16 protein-coding genes are annotated in these 17,574 nt (G+C 37.6%); 4 read left to right on the forward strand and 12 right to left on the reverse strand.

From position 1 onward, the window contains the following. Positions 1–118: 118 nt before the first annotated feature. The 4 genes from pgi (at position 119) to SOM16_RS01935 (ending at position 6,079) form a co-directional block, all read left to right on the forward strand. The gene (gene pgi, locus SOM16_RS01920; RefSeq protein WP_320462294.1) at positions 119–1,765 is read left to right on the forward strand and encodes a glucose-6-phosphate isomerase; all 1,647 of its coding nucleotides are present in this window, start codon (positions 119–121) and stop codon (positions 1,763–1,765) included. Positions 1,766–1,924: 159 nt separating this feature from the next. Continuing rightward, complete coding sequence (locus SOM16_RS01925) at positions 1,925–3,238, forward strand: pitrilysin family protein (RefSeq protein WP_320462295.1); 1,314 nt, start codon at positions 1,925–1,927, stop codon at positions 3,236–3,238. Positions 3,239–3,270: 32 nt separating this feature from the next. After that, the gene (locus tag SOM16_RS01930) at positions 3,271–5,352 is read left to right on the forward strand and encodes a pitrilysin family protein (RefSeq protein ID WP_320462296.1); all 2,082 of its coding nucleotides are present in this window, start codon (positions 3,271–3,273) and stop codon (positions 5,350–5,352) included. Between the two features lie 193 nt (positions 5,353–5,545). Beyond that, positions 5,546–6,079, forward strand: coding sequence for a DUF4251 domain-containing protein (locus SOM16_RS01935; protein WP_320462297.1), 534 nt, complete (start codon positions 5,546–5,548; stop codon positions 6,077–6,079). A 713-nt stretch (positions 6,080–6,792) separates the two neighbouring features. Here SOM16_RS01935 and SOM16_RS01940 read toward each other — a convergent pair. The 12 genes from SOM16_RS01940 to SOM16_RS01995 form a co-directional block, all read right to left on the reverse strand. Then, positions 6,793–7,878, reverse strand: a complete 1,086-nt coding sequence (locus SOM16_RS01940) for a glutaminyl-peptide cyclotransferase (protein ID WP_320462298.1) — start codon at positions 7,876–7,878, stop codon at positions 6,793–6,795. Further along, positions 7,856–8,218 (reverse strand): YraN family protein, encoded by a 363-nt coding sequence (locus SOM16_RS01945; protein WP_320462299.1) that lies wholly within the window; start codon positions 8,216–8,218, stop codon positions 7,856–7,858. Before SOM16_RS01945 ends, SOM16_RS01940 begins: the two co-directional genes overlap by 23 nt. A gap of 166 nt (positions 8,219–8,384) precedes the next feature. After that, positions 8,385–10,370 (reverse strand): DNA primase, encoded by a 1,986-nt coding sequence (gene dnaG / locus SOM16_RS01950; RefSeq protein ID WP_320462300.1) that lies wholly within the window; start codon positions 10,368–10,370, stop codon positions 8,385–8,387. A 109-nt stretch (positions 10,371–10,479) separates the two neighbouring features. Beyond that, positions 10,480–11,139, reverse strand: a complete 660-nt coding sequence (locus tag SOM16_RS01955) for an SGNH/GDSL hydrolase family protein (RefSeq protein WP_320462301.1) — start codon at positions 11,137–11,139, stop codon at positions 10,480–10,482. Positions 11,140–11,157: 18 nt separating this feature from the next. After that, positions 11,158–12,726 carry a serine hydrolase gene (locus SOM16_RS01960; protein ID WP_320462302.1) on the reverse strand — a complete coding sequence of 523 codons (1,569 nt, stop codon included), beginning with the start codon at positions 12,724–12,726 and terminating at the stop codon, positions 11,158–11,160. A 56-nt stretch (positions 12,727–12,782) separates the two neighbouring features. Further along, the gene (locus tag SOM16_RS01965) at positions 12,783–13,724 is read right to left on the reverse strand and encodes a hypothetical protein (protein ID WP_320462303.1); all 942 of its coding nucleotides are present in this window, start codon (positions 13,722–13,724) and stop codon (positions 12,783–12,785) included. Positions 13,725–13,788: 64 nt separating this feature from the next. Continuing rightward, on the reverse strand, positions 13,789–14,973 hold the full coding sequence (locus tag SOM16_RS01970) for a M20 family metallopeptidase (protein ID WP_320462304.1): 1,185 nt from the start codon (positions 14,971–14,973) through the stop codon (positions 13,789–13,791). Further along, complete coding sequence (locus SOM16_RS01975; RefSeq protein WP_320462305.1) at positions 14,960–15,400, reverse strand: SPOR domain-containing protein; 441 nt, start codon at positions 15,398–15,400, stop codon at positions 14,960–14,962. Before SOM16_RS01975 ends, SOM16_RS01970 begins: the two co-directional genes overlap by 14 nt. A gap of 111 nt (positions 15,401–15,511) precedes the next feature. Next, positions 15,512–15,904: a hypothetical protein gene (locus tag SOM16_RS01980; RefSeq protein ID WP_320462306.1), complete on the reverse strand. Its 393-nt coding sequence runs from the start codon at positions 15,902–15,904 to the stop codon at positions 15,512–15,514. Then, a complete protein-coding gene (locus tag SOM16_RS01985; protein ID WP_320462307.1) occupies positions 15,901–16,578 on the reverse strand; it encodes a DUF433 domain-containing protein in 678 nt (225 codons plus the stop codon). The genes SOM16_RS01980 and SOM16_RS01985 overlap by 4 nt, the downstream gene beginning before the upstream one ends. A gap of 101 nt (positions 16,579–16,679) precedes the next feature. Continuing rightward, on the reverse strand, positions 16,680–16,907 hold the full coding sequence (locus SOM16_RS01990; RefSeq protein ID WP_320462308.1) for a hypothetical protein: 228 nt from the start codon (positions 16,905–16,907) through the stop codon (positions 16,680–16,682). Between the two features lie 48 nt (positions 16,908–16,955). Further along, positions 16,956–17,357 (reverse strand): PEGA domain-containing protein, encoded by a 402-nt coding sequence (locus SOM16_RS01995; RefSeq protein ID WP_320462309.1) that lies wholly within the window; start codon positions 17,355–17,357, stop codon positions 16,956–16,958. Between the last annotated feature and the right edge of the window lie 217 nt (positions 17,358–17,574).

Genomic DNA, 17,574 nt, shown 5'->3' on the forward strand with positions numbered 1-17,574 from the left:
GTGGCTTTCTCAACATGCCTAAACAATCCTTAAAATATTAAAAAAAACCATAATTTTTGAACATTAAAAAGACCGTTTTAAATTTTTGCTTTGTTACTTTTACAAAAAAACAAAGATTATGTTACCGAAAATAAATTTTACAGAAACAGCGGCTTACAAATATTTGGCCGATCATTTTATTGATATTAATCAGAAAAGTATTAAAGACCTCTTCGCTGAAGATGCAGATCGTTTCAATAAGTTTTCTGTTTTTTTTGAGGATATCTTATTAGATTATAGCAAAAACCGCATCAGCGATGAAACCCTTGCTTTGCTGATCCAGCTTGCCCGCGAATGTAAATTAGATGAAGCCATCAAATCGATGTACGCCGGAGATAAAATTAATGAAACGGAAGATCGCTCGGTATTGCATATAGCCCTTCGTAATTTAAGTAATACGCCAATTTTAGTTGATGGTAAAGATGTGATGCCTGATGTAAATGCAGTGCTCGCTAAAATGGAGAAGTTTAGCAACAGCATCATTAGCGGCGACTGGAAAGGTTATACCGGCAAAGCCATTACCGATATCGTAAATATAGGTATCGGAGGTTCCGATTTAGGTCCGGTGATGGTTACTGAAGCGCTGAAACATTATAAAAACCACTTAAATATTCATTTTGTATCTAATATCGACGGTACACATATTGCAGAAACGCTTGCAGGTCTGGATGCTGAAACCACGTTGTTTTTAGTGGCTTCAAAAACTTTTACTACACAAGAAACCATGACCAATGCACATTCTGCACGTTCATGGTTCTTAGAGAAAGGTGGTAATGAAAACGACATTGCGAAGCATTTTGCAGCATTATCTACCAATGCGAAAGATGTATCTGCTTTCGGGATAGATACCGAAAACATGTTTGAGTTCTGGGATTGGGTTGGCGGTCGTTATTCTTTATGGAGTGCAATCGGTTTATCAATCTCTTTAAGCATCGGCTTTGATAACTTTAAAGCGCTTCTTGCAGGTGCACATGCTGCAGACAATCATTTTAAAACTGCCGAATTTGAAAACAACGTTCCGGTAATATTAGCTTTGCTAGGGGTTTGGTACATCAATTTCTATAACGCAGAAACGCAGGTTATTTTACCTTACGACCAATATATGCATCGTTTTGCTGCTTATTTCCAACAGGGCGATATGGAAAGTAATGGTAAACATGTAGATAGAAACGGAAATGAAGTAGACTATGAAACCGGCCCTATTATCTGGGGAGAGCCAGGAACCAATGGCCAGCATGCATTTTACCAACTGATTCATCAGGGAACAAGAATTATTCCTGCTGATTTTATCGCACCTGCACAAAGTTTAAATCCGCTTGGTGATCACCATCCGATTTTACTTTCGAATTTCTTTGCACAAACAGAAGCGTTGATGAATGGTAAAACAGAAGAAGAAGTGGTTGCTGAGCTGAAAAAAGACGGCAAATCTGAGGAGGAGATTTCGAAAATTGCACCGTTTAAAGTTTTTGAAGGCAATCGCCCAACCAACTCTATCTTGCTGAAAAAAGTAACGCCATATACTTTAGGTAGTTTAGTAGCGATTTATGAGCATAAAATTTTTGTTCAGGGCGTAATCTGGAACATCTTCAGTTTCGATCAGTGGGGTGTGGAACTTGGAAAACAGTTGGCCAAGAAAATTCTTCCGGAGTTAGATGGCAGTGAAAATGTAGAAAGTCATGATAGTTCTACCAACGGCCTAATTAATCAATACAAGGTCTGGAGATAAAAAAACAAGAAAAGCGAGTTTAATACTCGCTTTTCTTGTTTTAAACCTATAATTTAGGGCAATTAAACACTCACATTTTGTGAATCCAAATTAACTTATTATTGAAATAATCGCTCGCACTCGCTTTGATCGTTTCGAATCACTAAAAAACAATTACTAATGAAAAAAAGATTTCTTTTTGCCTTGGCTATTTCCGGCCTGTACTTTAGCGCATCCGCTCAAAAGGTACAGTTTACGGAATTTGACCTAGACAATGGCCTGCATGTCATTCTCCACCACGACAAAACAGCTCCAGTTGTTGCCGTTTCGGTAATGTACCACGTTGGCTCAAAAGATGAAGAAACAGAGCGTACGGGTTTTGCCCACTTTTTCGAGCACTTACTCTTTGAAGGTTCACCAAATATAAAACGCGGTGAATTTATGAAATTGGTGAGCAGCAATGGTGGACAAAACAATGCCAATACCTCTCAGGATCGCACCTTTTATTACGAAGTTTTTCCGTCTAACCAATTAGAATTGGGCTTATGGTTAGAAAGCGAAAGAATGTTGCACCCGGTAATTAATGAAGTTGGGGTTAAAACACAAAATGAGGTAGTAAAAGAAGAAAAGCGTCTTCGCGTAGATAACCAGCCTTATGGTAAGTTTACAGAAAAGATTTTCTCGCATTTGTTCTCTACTCATCCATACCGCTGGCAGCCAATTGGCTCTATGGATCACCTGGATGCCGCAAAGCTCGATGAATTTATTGGTTTCTTTAAAAAATATTATGTCCCAAATAACGCGGTGTTAACCATTGCAGGCGATTTAGATATTGATAAAACCAAAACGCTGGTAAAGTCTTATTTTTCAGAAGTTCCTAAAGGCTCAGCAATTGTTCGCAAGAAATACGAATTACCTGAGATTACCAAAGAAATCATAGATACGGCTTACGATGCCAACATTCAAATCCCCGCAATTTTCGCGGCTTATCGCGTGCCGGGAATGAAAAGCAGAGACAGTAAAGTTCTCGGCATGATCAGTTCCATTTTATCTGGCGGAGGAAGTTCCAGGCTGAGCACCAAAATGGTAGATGAAAAGAAAACCGCGCTTCAGGTTGCGGCATTTAATTATTCACTGGAAGATTATGGTGCCTATATCACACTCGCACTTCCAAATAAAAATACGCCACTCAATGACCTCCTGAAAGATATTGATGAAGAGGTTTTGCGCTTACAAACGGATTTAATCAGCGAAAGCGATTATAAGAAACTTCAGAATAAATTTGAAAACGATTATGTAAGTGCCAACAGCAGAATGCTTGGAGTAGCTGAAAATCTATCTTCAGGTTATACTTTCCATGATAAAGATACAGACGATATCAATAAAGAATTGGAAGTAATCAGATCGATTACTAGAGAAGAGATCAGAGATATTGCTAAGAAATACCTGAATAAAAACCAGAGAGTTGTATTGTATTATTTACCTAAGAAATAAGCAGCGCGCATTTCATATTAATAGTTAAAATCATGAAGAAAATATTTATCATCGCTGCAATCTCCTTATTTACGCAAGGTATTTCAGCACAAACCATAAATAGGAGTCAAAAACCAAAGCCAGGTCCTGCTCCGGTAATTACCATAGGCGACCCTGCTATCTTTAAACTGGCTAATGGCATCACGGTGTTGGTGGTCGAAAACCACAAACTTCCAAAAGTATCGGCAAGTTATAGTATTGATGCCGGCCCCATTACCGAAGGAGCTAAAGCCGGCGTCTTGAATTTAATGGGAAGCATGTTAAACGAAGGCACAACCACAAAAACTAAAGCACAGTTTGATGAGGCAGTGGATCAGTTAGGTGCTGATGTGAGTGCAAACTCTAGTGGTGGTTCTGCATCTGCATTAACCAGATACTTTCCAGATGCTTTTGCGTTGATGGCAGAAAGTATTCGTAAACCTGCCTTTCCGGAAGCATCATTTGAGAAATTGAAGTCACAAATGATCACTGGTTTAAAATCAAATGAAAAAAATGCAAAAGCTGTGTCCGCTCGTGTGGTAAATGCACTTGCATACGGAAAAAACCATCCAAGTGGGGAGTTCGAAACAGAAACATCTGTGAATGCCTTAACGCTTGCAGATGTTAAAGCTGCTTACACCAAATATGTTACACCTTCACGTGGCTATTTAACTTTTGTTGGCGATATCAAACCAGAGGCTGCAAAAGCATTGGCAGAAAAAGCTTTCAGCGATTGGAAAGGTACATCCCTTGCCCTTCCTGTACTGGCAAAGGTTGCTAATCCAACAAAAACAGAAGTAGATGTGGTTAATGTAAGTAATGCTGTTCAATCAGAAATAACAGTAGTTAACTTAATTGATTTACCAATGAGCAATCCTGATTATTTCCCTGTTTTATTGGCCAATCAAATTTTAGGCGGTGGTTCAGAGTCGAGGTTGTTCAATAATTTAAGAGAAAAACACGGATTTACTTATGGTGCTTATTCTTCAACAGGTGCCGGCCGTTTCCAATCTAAATTCTCTGCTACAGCGGCAGTAAGAAATGAAAAAGTGGATAGCGCAGTGGTAGAATTTTTAAAAGAAATTAATACCATCCGCACGACAAAAGTAACAGCAGAAGAATTGCAAAATGCGAAGAACCTGTATAACGGAAGTTTTGCTTTAGGTTTGGAAAACCCCGCCCGGATTGCTGGTTTCGCAAGCAGTATTTTAATTAATAACTTGCCTAAAGATTTTTACCGCACTTATTTACAGAAACTAAATGCTGTAACTACGGATGATATATTAAGAATAGCTAAAAAATATTACAACCATGATAATACCCGCGTGGTGATTGTTGGTAAAACAGAAACCTTTACGCCAGGCTTAAAGAAAGCAGGCTTCAGCGTAAGTGAATTCGATAACCTGGCAGAACCAGTTAAAGCTACCGCAAGCACGGGTACCACAGCAACTAAATCAGCTAAAGAAATTGTAGACAGCTATATTGCCGCGATTGGCGGAGCTGCTGCGATTAAGAAAATTACTTCCCTACAACAAAATGCCGAAATGGAAATGCAGGGCCAAAAGCTTACAGTTACCATGAAAGATATGGCACCAAACCTAAGTGTTATGGAAGTTTCCATGATGGGGCAAACCGCAATGAAGCAAGCTTTCAACGGTACCACTGGCTATCAGATGCAGATGGGGAAAAAATCAGAATTAACCGGTGATGATTTAACGGAAAAGAAAGAAAGCAAAGGAATTGTAAGCCAACTTTACTATGCTACTGATGGCACAAAATTAGAAGCTGCAGGAACGGCTAAAGTCGGCGCAGCTGATGCATACAAATTAACTGTGACTTCACCATCTGGTAAAAAGAAAACTGAATATTATGATGTAAAATCCGGCTTACTTTTAAAAGATGAAAAAACAGCAACTAAAGGTACGATGGAAATTACGCAATCTACCGAATATGGTGATTATAGAAAAGTTGGCGATGTATTGTTTCCACACACTTTAACTCAAAATATTCAAACTGCACAAGGCTCACAGGAATTTGCAATTAATATCAAGGAAATTAAAATCAACCCTCCTTTAAAAATGGACGAGTTTAACTAACCTCATTGAATTGAATATGAGCGCCATCACATTCCCCAATGTGATGGCTTTTTTTATGATCAAATGTCATGTCCATCACGAGCGACTAACTTCATTTTTTGAATTGCGTACCTTATAATTTATAATTGCATGTGTTTATGGAAATGGCTAAACCCATACATCTTTAAATTGTTATCATACTAAACACAACATCATGAAATATTTTAAATTAGTTTTGAGTATCGCTTTGTTTGCCTTCACTATGCAACTTTCGGCTCAAACAAATAAGGCGACAACAATCAGGATTATTGAGGAAAAAGAGTACACATTTGTTGCCAACTCTGCGATACCCATGTCGAACATGGACGTTTCGCAAATTCTATCACGCATGCCTGGATCACAAGGTGGTGGAGTGATTAATTTAACCGGAAGCCAATATGATTTTAAGATTACCAAAGATAGCGTGGTTGCTTATCTGCCTTACTACGGTCGCTCATTCAGCGCTCCAATGAACCCAAATGAAGGTGGCATCAAATTTACATCCAAAGATTTCAGTTATAATGAAAAGAAAAATAAAAAAGGTAATTATACTATTCAGATCAATACTAAAGATTTGAATAGAGAGAATTTCAGGCTTACCTTGAGCGTTACACCAAATGGATATGCCACACTAATTGCCAGCGGTTACAACAAACAACCCATCACTTTTAATGGCTATTTAAGCGAATCAAAGAGGAAAGATCAATAATGATTCAGGGGTTGTACCATACTTTTTAATTTCCTATTGTGATTTGTTATGATAGGCTTCTCGAAGTAAATTAAAGATATTCTTTACCATTCCTTCGAAAGGCTGAAAATGACAATGATTTAAATGCTAATGCCTCGTAGTAGCGTCTCAATACGACTTGAATGTTTCTGATCAATAGACTTTTCTGGCTTGCCTCGGCTGGCCGCCGAAGGGCTCTTACTTTTTTGCTTGATCAAAAAAGGTAAAAAAAACCGAGCTTTTCTGCAAGCTCATGAATGCCTATAAAAACATGTGCAACTGATGAATAAATCAAGGCTTGGAGCTGATGTTGGACTAGCGCGTTGAATTTAAGAGGCGATAGCACAAGGGTTCGATTAGATTTATAGTAAAGATTTATTTTTAAAGCCGTTCGCGCTACCTTGGGCTGGGGGTATTGGAACGTTGGCACAAAAATTTCAACGGCTTCTCCTTCGATCATTTCCTAGGCCGGAGAGCAAGGTGCATTATTAGATTTATGAGGTTTACTCGTTTGTGTTTGTTTATAACGAGTGGTGTATAGCTATAGCGATGTAATATGAAATTAACCTCGTCAAAGACGAATGGATATTCCACGCTCGTTCGGAAACGAGCGTGAGCATATTCGAAGAAAAAAGACAAATAACGCGAAAAGCCAGATTCAAAAAAATCTGGCTTTTCGTTTTTAACGTTTAGCCCTATTTTTTGGAAATCTTTATTTCAAAAATATGCGGCCATTTTTTACCTGTTACAAAGAGTCTTTTAGCGGCTTTATCATAGGCAATTCCATTTAGCACATTGTTTGCCTTTTCATCCTCTGTTTTGAAATAATCTGCAGGAAGCAATCCTGCTAAATTGATTTTACCTTCAACAGCACCTGTTTTGGGATTGATGATTAAAATGTTGTTGGTGGTGTAAACATTGGCATAAATTTTTCCATCAATAAATTCCAGTTCATTTAATTGCTGAATGGCTCCTTTATTGTCAAAAACTTCTATTTCACCAATTGGCTTGTAAGTATTTTTATCCAGAAAGAATATTGTGCTGGAGCCATCGGTTTTTAAGATTTTTTCTCCATCGAAATTTAATCCCCAACCTTCCTGCGTACCACCGCTGTAAGTAAATTCTAATAATTTTTTAAAGGTATTTTTATCGTACACAAAGCCCGTTTTTTCCCGGTAGGTTAACTGAATAACCTTATCACCTACCACCGTCATTCCTTCTCCAAAATATTGCTTATCCAAATCAGCTTTTAACACTACTTTACCAGAGGTTGGCTCTACCTTCCTCAAGCTCGAATGACCGTAATCACCAGCACTCTCGTAAAAATAACCATCGTGATACTCCAGGCCTTCCACATAAGAAGAAGTGTCGTGCGGAAGGGTTTTGATTACCTTGTAGGTATATTCAACAGGTGCCTGAGCAGCCAATACGTTTATGTTAGACGTTAAGTCTTCTGACTTTCCATCTCTATATATTTTAGCGGTTATAATATGATTTCCCAACTTCAGCCCCACGCTTTTTATTTTGATTGCCGAGGTATCGGTTTTAATATCCATTTTAGTGCTGTCGATCAGGTAAACCACTGAATCAACTTTACTTTCCTTCCCAAAAAGGACTTTTACCTCGAACTCGTTCCCGGAAGCAACATTGAGTCCCATCATAGGGGAAACAAATGAGCGGTAAGTTTTTGGAGCATCATCTTTACACGCACCTAAAAAGGCAATTGTGATTCCGAAAATTAAGAGGATTCTGATTTGTTTAGTCTTCAGGCCAAAAAGCATCTTCAATGTGATTTAATGTATAATTATTTTTTGTAAAGGTAATCGCAATTATATCAAAACGAATATCATTTTGATGATTCATAATTTCAATATATTCCGCAGAAGCCAATTCCATTTGCTTTTGTTTGGCTTGGTCTACAAAATCTTCAGGTTCACCAAAGGCGATAGAAGTTCGGGCTTTAACTTCCACAAAAACCATAATGCCATTTTTGTAAGCAATTAAGTCCAGCTCTGCTTTCCCATACGTCCAGTTTTCATCTAAAATTTCATAACCATTGGCTTCCAGATGGGCTTTGGCAATTGCCTCGCCTTGTCTACCTAAATCGTTATGCGTGGCCATAAGAGAAATTATTAAATGAGTGAGTTATTGAATGTATAAATCTTGAATAAGTGAATGTTTATTTCAAATGCATTATAAAAATGATAAATATTAAATGTTCTGTGTACCCACTCAATCCTTCAGTTATTCCATCATTCTCCCATTCAGTCATCCAAACCTTCAATCCTTACTTCACAATAACAGACCCCAGGAACTTATTAATTTCTCTTTCCACACCCTTAATTACACTATATCTCTGCATCAGGATGATCTGATTATCGGCATCTTTTTCATCTTTAATTTCTTTCAATAAGTTAGATAAAATACGATCTACTTTCCGCTTCTTTAAATGAAATATCCCACCCAGAATGGTCGCTTTAAGATTCATGGATTCATCCTTTACGTAAATTAAGTGTTTGTTCAACCAATTTTCACTTAATGCATATTCAGATGTAGATAAGGTAATGGCCAAATCGGCAATATCCCGATCTTCATGCTTGATAAAGTGATTTGCTGTGGGTAATCTGCCGTTATCAATTTCAGATTTATAGTATTCGATGATACTTTTGCAAAGCTGGTTTTCAAATTCAACATCAGCCAGGTTTTGCATCACGAAAGAGCCAATGTACATGTCATCGATACTATCCCAATTTACAAATTCGTGTCCGTAGGCAAGTAATAACCTTACAATCTCTCTTTCCTGAATTTCATCGGTATCAACTTTTGGTTCTCCGTACCCAGATGGTCCTGCCTGATCATCCCATAAGTCATCTGGTGGGCCGAGTGGTTCTGGCGCACCAGAGCCATATGAATTTGGCTGACTGCTTTGTGCATTTGCCCTTTGCGTACTCTCAAAATTCTTTTTTACCTTGCCAGAGCGGATTTTATTTAATTCAGCGAGTAAGACACTTTCCTCAATCTCCAATAAGCTACTGCTTTCTCTGATGAAAACGGAAGCTTTAATCTGATCTGGGATCTTAGCAATACTTTCAACAATATCCCGGATAATGCCCGCTCTTTTAATGGGATCATCGCCAGCATCTTTGAGCAAAACATTGGCCTTATACAGGATAAAATCTTTTCGGTTATTCTCCAGATAAGTTTTGAAAGCACCCGCACCTACGTGATGCATGTAAGAATCAGGGTCATGTCCATCAGGGAAAGAAACAATTTTAACATTGAGTCCTTCTTCCAGAATCATATCTAAACCACGTAAAGAGGCTTTGATCCCTGCCGCATCACCATCAAATAGTATGGTAATGTTTTGGGTAAAACGACCAATTAGCTTAATCTGCTCTACCGTTAAAGAGGTACCTGAAGAGGCCACCACATTTTCTATTCCGGCCTGATGCACCGATAACACATCTGCATAACCTTCTGCCAGGTAGCAGTTATCTAAATCCCGAATGGCTTTTTTTGCATGAAACAAACCATAAAGCACATTCGATTTATGGTAAATCTCACTCTCTGGAGAGTTCACATATTTCGGAACGTTTTTATCTGTCTTCAGTGTTCGTCCACCAAACCCGATAATTCTTCCGGTAAAATTATGGATCGGAAACATCACACGACCGCGGAAACGGTCGTAGATTTTTCCATTATCATTTTTAATTGATAAGCCCGTTGACTCTAAAAATTCTAATTTATGACCAGCATTTGTAGCATTTTGAGTAAGCGCATCCCAAACATCGGGCGAATAACCGACTTCAAATTTTTTGAGGATATCTTCTCTGAAGCCACGTTCTTTAAAATAACTTAAACCAATTCCTTTACCTTCACTGGTTTCCCAAAGTTGCTTTACGAAAAAGGCCGCGGCATATTGAGACACGATGTAGAGACTTTCCTTTGCACTTTGGGCTTCAGCAGCCTCCGGAGAAAGTTCTGCTTCTTCTACCTCTATGTTATATTTGTTGGCTAAAAATTTAAGCGCTTCAGGATATGAATACTTCTCATGATCCATAATAAAGCGTACCGAATCGCCACCTTTTCCACACCCGAAGCACTTGTAGATACCTTTGGTTACCGATACGTGAAACGACGGTGTCTTCTCTCCATGAAAAGGACAATTCCCAATTAAACTGGTTCCGCGTTTCTTTAAGTGCACAAAATCCCCAACTACCTCCTCTATCCGGGCGGTATCCATTATCTTATCTATCGTTTCGCGGTTTATCACTTTAGCATCATGTATTTAGTATCAAGACAAGCAGGATTTTAAATTCTATAGGTGATTAGCGCCCCGACCTATAACTTATAACCTATAACATTTAACTTATCACCTTCAACTACTTTACCAACGGCAATAACTGATCTGCTACCAATTTATTGCCGATATCGTTAAGGTGAACACGATCATTTGTTAAAACACCTTTTTCCTTATCCTCCGGATTATTTTTAGCTTCGTATTCACCGAAAGCTTTTCTTAAATCGCAAAGCGGAAGATTATTTTTTGCAGCCAACTCCCTTATTCCCGCTGCGTACTTGTTTAAATCGGCATCCATATCGTTGGTACCATCTTTTTTCTCTCCAATTACAGATGGCGTACACAGCACCACTTTACTTCCAGCTCCCTGAATCTTATTAATCAAAGCCTGATAAAACTTAAAATACTTATCATAATCGGTTCCCGTATGCGAGGTCTCTTTATGCCAGACATCATTGATACCAACATAAATAACCACCAGGTCTGGTTTCTTATTTAAAACGTCATCTTCTAAACGCAGGTATAAATCATAAATTTTATTTCCACCAATTCCGGCACCAAGTACTTCGTATTTGGTAGAATCGAGCGATTTTTTAATCAGGTTTACATATCCATTTTTAGATACGCCCATTTGTGTAATCGAATCACCAAAAAAGATAATTCGTTTTGGTTTAAACGTCATTGATGTGAATATAATCAGGCAAAAGCCAATTAAAATTGTGGTGCTGAACAGGGTTTTCATCTTGTATATTTTGGTTAGTTATTTTGATGTATTTTTCTTGAAATCCAAATCCTGAAAATCGAAACTAAAATCTGTTAATGGTGAGATGGCTTCAATTTTAAATCCATTAGCGGCGGCACTATTATCTAAACTGAAATTAACAAATGCATCGGCATCCAAACTTCTATCATACCATTTCACAATAAACGTATTGCCTTTGTAATACGTCATATCGCCACGCAACTTGGGTGCATTTTTAGCTTGAAAGTGCATTTTACCATTTACATCGCTGATGGTAACGTCGCCGAACCAGGCATCGTGATAAGTACCGTAATAATTTTTAAGATCGGGTTTTGTGGAAGTGGCTTTTTGCTGCGCCGCAATATCAGTCCAAAGTTTAGTTACTATTTCTTTGGCTTCTTTCTCATCGGCAAGACGGCCATCGTTGGCAGATTTAATTCTATCCCGACCTTTTATCCCAAGGTAGCCGTCTTTAATGGAATTCGTTACTGCATTAAAGGCTGCGCCAGATTGTTGATTAGTTAAAACAATGATACCTAATTTTAATTCTGGCAAAATGGTTATCTGTGTTACAATTCCAGATAAGCCACCGGTGTGGGTAGCCTGAAACTTACCATTGTAGTTACTGAGGAACCAACCCAATCCGTAGCTATTAAAACTTCCCTGATTGCCACCTGCAATGATGGTTTGTGGAGTCCAAAGTTCGTGAGCTACTGCCTCACTAAATAACTTCTGATCCAGTTTTTCACCATATTTTCCACTATTAATCATTGCCAGCACCCATTTACTCATATCGGTTACACTAGAGTAAATCCCACCTGCTGCATTTGCGATCTCACCAAAACTCAATCCTACAGGTAACAATTTACCTTCATAGGGCGCGTGGCCATCAATTACATTCGACTTATCTTTCAACCGATACCATGATGCAGCAGTTTTAGTCATACCTAAAGGCTTGATAATCCTGCTTTCAATAAAGTTTTCATAAGTCATTCCCGAAACCCTGGCGACTATATCACCTGCTACAATATACATTAGGTTATCATAGTCAAATTTAGTCCGGTAAGAGGATACAGGCTTTAAATAACGGAGGTTATGAATCAGTTGCTTTTTATCTACAGTTGAAGAATCTGGCCAGATCATCAAATCTCCCGCTCCTAAACCTAAACCGCTGCGGTGCGTAAGCAAATCGCGAATGGTGAATTCACTCGTTACATAGGCATCGTACATTTTAAATTCCGGAATCACATCAGTCACTTTTGTATCCCAGGTGATTTTTTTTTCATCCACAAGCATACCCAATGCTGCTGCGGTAAAGGCTTTGGTGTTTGATGCAACCCCAAAAAGTGTATTTTCATCTACTTTATGGTTGGTTTTAATGGAGCTAACCCCATAACCTTTCAGGTGAATAACCTTTCCATCTTTAATTACCGAAACTGCAATACCAGGAACGTTAAAAGTAGTAAGTGTTTTTTCTACAAGACTATCAATCTGTTTTGAAGACAGCACCTGAGCTTGTAAATTGTTATTTACAAGCAGCAGAAGTGCCAAAATAATTTTAAATACGGTACGGGAAGACGATTTCATTTTGCTGGTTTAAATAATTGCTTAAAGATAAGAATCTTTGATGTGCCAGCTAAATTCTATTTGCCCTTTTCCAGCTTATAGTCTTTATGCACGATTAGAAAACTTGCGCGCTCTTCTTTTTTAAAGGGATAATCCCAGTTGCCCTGGTACGTAATTTTGGTGGGCAATTTATTTTCTCCGAAATACCCCATTTCAATGTTCATCTGTACATTGAAATCGAATAACATATTGCCATATTTCATATCTACATACCGGCCGAGAATATTGAAATTACGTTTATCAAAAATCGTTACCAATTCCTTGATCATTATTCCATCCTTTGTCCAGCTGCTTAAATCTGGCTTAACCGAAACTTTAAAGCGGTACACCGGGATAGAATCGAGGTAAGTTCCGCTGGTAAAAGCGTAATCATAATACTGACGCATATTGGCGGTAAATATTTCTGTTTTACTGCCTATAAACGGCACCTTTATCGGGCGACCAGGATTAAATATTAATGTTTTGAGTTTGTCTTTATAACTTTCGTTTGTTCCGCCTTTGCCATCGCCGCTTGGTGCATTCGGTACAAAATCGGTATTGTAGGCATTCATAAAAATGTAATCAAACATTTCTACTGTATACAACTGATATTTGCCGTTTTTCTTATAAACCTTACCTGTATCCTGCTTTACCAGGTATTCCATTTTGTAAGGACCGTTATTATTATGTTTTATTTTACGATAAATCTTTCCATCTACCTTATTTTTTTTATCGTAAGTGTAAATCCTGTTTTCGGCGATAAAACTATAACGTTTCATATCCCTGAAGGATTGATAAAAGGAAGTATCGTTAATTACCTTATTGATAAAAGTTTCAATATTAAGCTTTTCTGCCTTGATGTTAACTGTAGAATCCAGTGTGATGGTTTTTATTGTATCCGGATTGAAACGCGGAATTTCCTGCGCAAAACCTTTATAAAACAAGGAGGCGGTAATCAGGACTAGTAATATTTTTTTCATGCTTATGTAGCTTGGCAAAAACGATGCCTTGTTTAATTTTAAAACGAGATAGCGCTGAACGGTATTAATTATCCAACTGTTTCAATGCAATATATGCCATTAATCCAGTGGAGATTTTCAATGCATCCTCGTCAATATCAAATTTTGGCGTATGGACAGAGTATTGTGTATCCTTTGCTGCATTTCCTGTACCTAAGCGATAAAAGCAAGCATCTGTTACTTGTGAATAAAATGAAAAATCCTCTGCAGCCATCCAGATATCCAGATCGACTACGTTTTCTTTACCTAAAAAGTCTTCTGCGAATGTTCTTGCATTTGCCGTTAATTTCTCTTCGTTAATTAAAAAAGGATAGCCTTTATGGATATCAAAATCGCAACTTCCGCCCATACTTTCTGCAATACCTTCTGCCATTTTTTTCATGCGCTTGTGTGCTTCAGCGCGCCAGTCTTCATCAAGTGTTCTGAAGGTACCCTCAATTTTAACTTCGTTTGGAATAATATTAGTCGCACCATTAGCCGTTACTTTCCCAAAAGATAAGACAGAGGGAATACGTGGATCAGCATTGCGACTAACAATTTGCTGCAAGGCGATAATGATATGCGAGGCAATCACAACCGGATCAATGTTTTGATGCGGTTGCGCACCGTGCCCACCTTTACCGGTTACCGTAACATATAATTCATCAGTAGAAGCCATGTAAATCCCAGAACGAAAACCAACTTTTCCTGCATCAATTAACGGCATTACATGCTGACCAACAATATAATCTGGTTTCGGGTTTTCCAATACACCTTCTTTAATCATGATACTGGCACCACCAGGAAGTAATTCTTCAGCTGGTTGAAAGATAAATTTGATGGTTCCGCCAAATTCTGCTTTTAATTGGCTTAAGATATAGGCAGTACCCAGCAATGATGAGGTATGCACATCATGCCCACATGCATGCATTACGCCAGGATTTTTAGAAACATAAGGTTTATCGCTGATCTCAGTGATGGGTAATGCATCCATATCGCCACGCAAAGCGATGACTTTATCTGATGGCAGATCTCCCTTTAGCAAAGCAACAACGCCGGTATTGGCACAACTTGTAAATTCTATTCCCCAAGCTGTTAATTTTTCTTTAACAAATGCAGAAGTTTCAAATTCATGATAGGATAACTCCGGGTTGGCATGTAAATGCTGGCGATAGCCAACAACATCATTGAAAATAGCCGTTGCTAAATCCTTAATTTTATCTTTGATCATCTGTGGTGATATCTAGTTGTGGTGCATTAATTTTTTCCCTGAATATAAATAACGTTGGGAAGGTTGGTCTTATTTCACTCATTAATCGCTGAGCTTCTAATCTGGTCCTGAAATCACCCACCCGGACGTAATAGTTGGGCTCTTTATAAATCAAATAAGTATTGAGTTTTGGGTATAATGATTTAAAACGGGCTTGCTGATTAAATACTTCCCTGCGGTCTGAGCCATAAAAAATTTGCACCCGATAGCCGAAAGATGAAACGATTGGTTTCCCTGGCTTTACTTCTCCAGCTGTTTTGTATACAGCCATCCGTTTGGCTATTAAGCTATCTATCAATGGATCTTTAATAACGATAACCTCTCCTTTTTGTGCAAAAGAAGCCTTAAATAACAATAAACAAAAGATGATGGAGTAAAATATTTTCATGATGATATTACAGCGGACAAACGAAAATTGTTTTAAAACAAGAATGCCGAATTCGCTGCAAAATTCGGCATTCTTTATGGGTTGTGCAAATGCTGGACAATCTTAGTATTATTATCCCTTGGTGATTCGCTTTGCCGAAATAAAATAAACATAAGGAGGCTTATTCATTTCGATAATCTTAACTATTTCAATCCAATGTTTAATAATTACCTGTGTTTTATCCCAATATCGATAACCTTTTGGCAATTTTAAAAAGAATGCGCCAATATTATGTTTAGTCAAAAGTGCTGCCTGTAATCTGGTTGAATAGATTCTTAAATCCTGAGAAATAAAAATGCCCGATTGATTTCCCCAATCTGGAATCCAATCTTCATCTTTTATCCCTCTAAAAAACTCTTTTTCAATTGATGTTACTTCAATACCATTCCCAAGAGGATACTGTAATTTGTTTAAGCCATCGGCGAAATATTTTGAAAGATTCTCATCTATTAGCACTTTTATCATGCCACAGCTCTACTATTGAATAATTCAATTGCACAAACCACATCTATCTCCCGAAGATCATAGAGCCTTGTTAAGAAAACTACAGATTCTCCAGCAGTGTATAAATCATATAACGTTTGTGCCAAAACATTCGTTTCCTCTATAACTGGTTGCCCAAACTGGTGATGGGGATCTATAATAATATGTTTTTCTTTCCCTAATGGATAAAATCTCTCTGCAATATCAAATTTGGAGAATTCAATTTTCTTACAAAAATCTTCAATTATTTGTTTAAAAGCCGCTTGTCTAGACTTGTCTGCATTAACAACCGTACCATCATTTAATGTAAATAAGATACTCTTACCATCTGATAATATCTTTGAACTTGCAAATGGATATGCTGTTTCTAATAGCTCAGCCATTTCTTGATGAGCTGCTATTATTTTCTTGACACTAACATTGATTTCTCTTAATTGATAAAAAACATAAAATTCTATTAATGTAAAAAAATTTGTACCCTTTTCACGACCAGTTCCCCAAGAGTATTCAACATAATTACTTTTGGAAAATCTGTCATCCCAAAAGTCCTTCATCCATCGGCGTACTTTAGCTGTAGGCAGCTTTAAAATAAAAGCTACTTCAGGAATGGTATATATTCCACCTCCAAGTTCTTGATTTAAGTTTCTTTTTTTCATAGCTACCAACAAATATAATACTAATTAACTTAGTTTTACCTAACAAGACTTATTCAATAATAGGTAGTTAACAAAAATCCATCAGTAAAACTGATATTAGATTATTTTTTTAGCCATTCAGTTATTTCATCATTAAGCGTTGCATGGTCTATAGACAAGCCATTTTCAATTTGCTTCTGGGATGAAATAATTTCTTGCTGCTGCTCAGGGGAAAACAACAACGGTTTATTTTGCGCATTTGCGCTCACAATAGTCACACCAAACTCTTCCAAAACTTGCCTAACAATCGTACTTTTATCTTCTGGAATGTTAATAGTTAATGTTTCCATTTATCAAAAAAAATAAAATTAAAAAACAAAAGAAAAGCCAAATTTCTTTCAAAATTTGGCTTTTCCAAAATACGAATTAGACTTTTTCTTATCTAATTGAATCTCGTAAACTTTAGGATTATACTTCATCATTGCGCCAGTTGCGGCATCAACACCCCAGCCAATCAAACCTATAAAATTTAATACTGATACAGCATTGAAATCTGTGGTTGGTTGAAACATCTTCGTCTCATAACCTTCTAATTTAAGACTTACTGTTTGGCCGGTAAATCCTTTCTTCAATGAAACAGCCATTGGGGTAACGCCTACTTTAAGGCCATCTACCTCAATGTCTGCAGCTGGAGGAGAAGAGTTAATTTGAACATTCTGCCTGGTTCCGGTAAAAATTGTTGCGCAGCTCGAAAACATCAATGTTGCCGAGACAGCGACTACGGTAAAAGCTTTTTTCATTTGTGTGTGATTTATTTGTGTGTCTTACTCTTATGGCCTTTCAGTTCCGCCCTGTTTTAATGGTTTCAGCTCCATATTTTCTCATTAAGGTATCATGATAAATTGCCTACCAATTTATTATGACTTGTTATTTCAATGAAAGTATTCGGTTAGATTTAGTGGAAAACATAGAAATCTTACGTCAATAAATATATAAACATTTACCACTATTAAAAAT

This window comes from Pedobacter sp. CFBP9032 (genome assembly GCF_034045265.1).
GTDB lineage: Bacteria > Bacteroidota > Bacteroidia > Sphingobacteriales > Sphingobacteriaceae > Pedobacter.

What these genes read in the sequence shown, in the direction of transcription:
- SOM16_RS01980 (WP_320462306.1), bottom strand. Translation starts at nt 15,904, where the DNA reads ATGATAAAAGTGCTAATAGATGAGAATCTTTCAAAATATTTCGCCGAT.
- SOM16_RS01935 (WP_320462297.1), top strand. Translation starts at nt 5,546, where the DNA reads ATGAAATATTTTAAATTAGTTTTGAGTATCGCTTTGTTTGCCTTCACT.
- SOM16_RS01965 (WP_320462303.1), bottom strand. Translation starts at nt 13,724, where the DNA reads ATGAAAAAAATATTACTAGTCCTGATTACCGCCTCCTTGTTTTATAAA.
- SOM16_RS01985 (WP_320462307.1), bottom strand. Translation starts at nt 16,578, where the DNA reads ATGAAAAAAAGAAACTTAAATCAAGAACTTGGAGGTGGAATATATACC.
- pgi (WP_320462294.1), top strand. Translation starts at nt 119, where the DNA reads ATGTTACCGAAAATAAATTTTACAGAAACAGCGGCTTACAAATATTTG.
- SOM16_RS01945 (WP_320462299.1), bottom strand. Translation starts at nt 8,218, where the DNA reads ATGGCCACGCATAACGATTTAGGTAGACAAGGCGAGGCAATTGCCAAA.
- SOM16_RS01940 (WP_320462298.1), bottom strand. Translation starts at nt 7,878, where the DNA reads ATGCTTTTTGGCCTGAAGACTAAACAAATCAGAATCCTCTTAATTTTC.
- SOM16_RS01990 (WP_320462308.1), bottom strand. Translation starts at nt 16,907, where the DNA reads ATGGAAACATTAACTATTAACATTCCAGAAGATAAAAGTACGATTGTT.
- SOM16_RS01960 (WP_320462302.1), bottom strand. Translation starts at nt 12,726, where the DNA reads ATGAAATCGTCTTCCCGTACCGTATTTAAAATTATTTTGGCACTTCTG.
- SOM16_RS01995 (WP_320462309.1), bottom strand. Translation starts at nt 17,357, where the DNA reads ATGAAAAAAGCTTTTACCGTAGTCGCTGTCTCGGCAACATTGATGTTT.
- SOM16_RS01930 (WP_320462296.1), top strand. Translation starts at nt 3,271, where the DNA reads ATGAAGAAAATATTTATCATCGCTGCAATCTCCTTATTTACGCAAGGT.
- SOM16_RS01925 (WP_320462295.1), top strand. Translation starts at nt 1,925, where the DNA reads ATGAAAAAAAGATTTCTTTTTGCCTTGGCTATTTCCGGCCTGTACTTT.
- SOM16_RS01955 (WP_320462301.1), bottom strand. Translation starts at nt 11,139, where the DNA reads ATGAAAACCCTGTTCAGCACCACAATTTTAATTGGCTTTTGCCTGATT.
- SOM16_RS01975 (WP_320462305.1), bottom strand. Translation starts at nt 15,400, where the DNA reads ATGAAAATATTTTACTCCATCATCTTTTGTTTATTGTTATTTAAGGCT.
- SOM16_RS01970 (WP_320462304.1), bottom strand. Translation starts at nt 14,973, where the DNA reads ATGATCAAAGATAAAATTAAGGATTTAGCAACGGCTATTTTCAATGAT.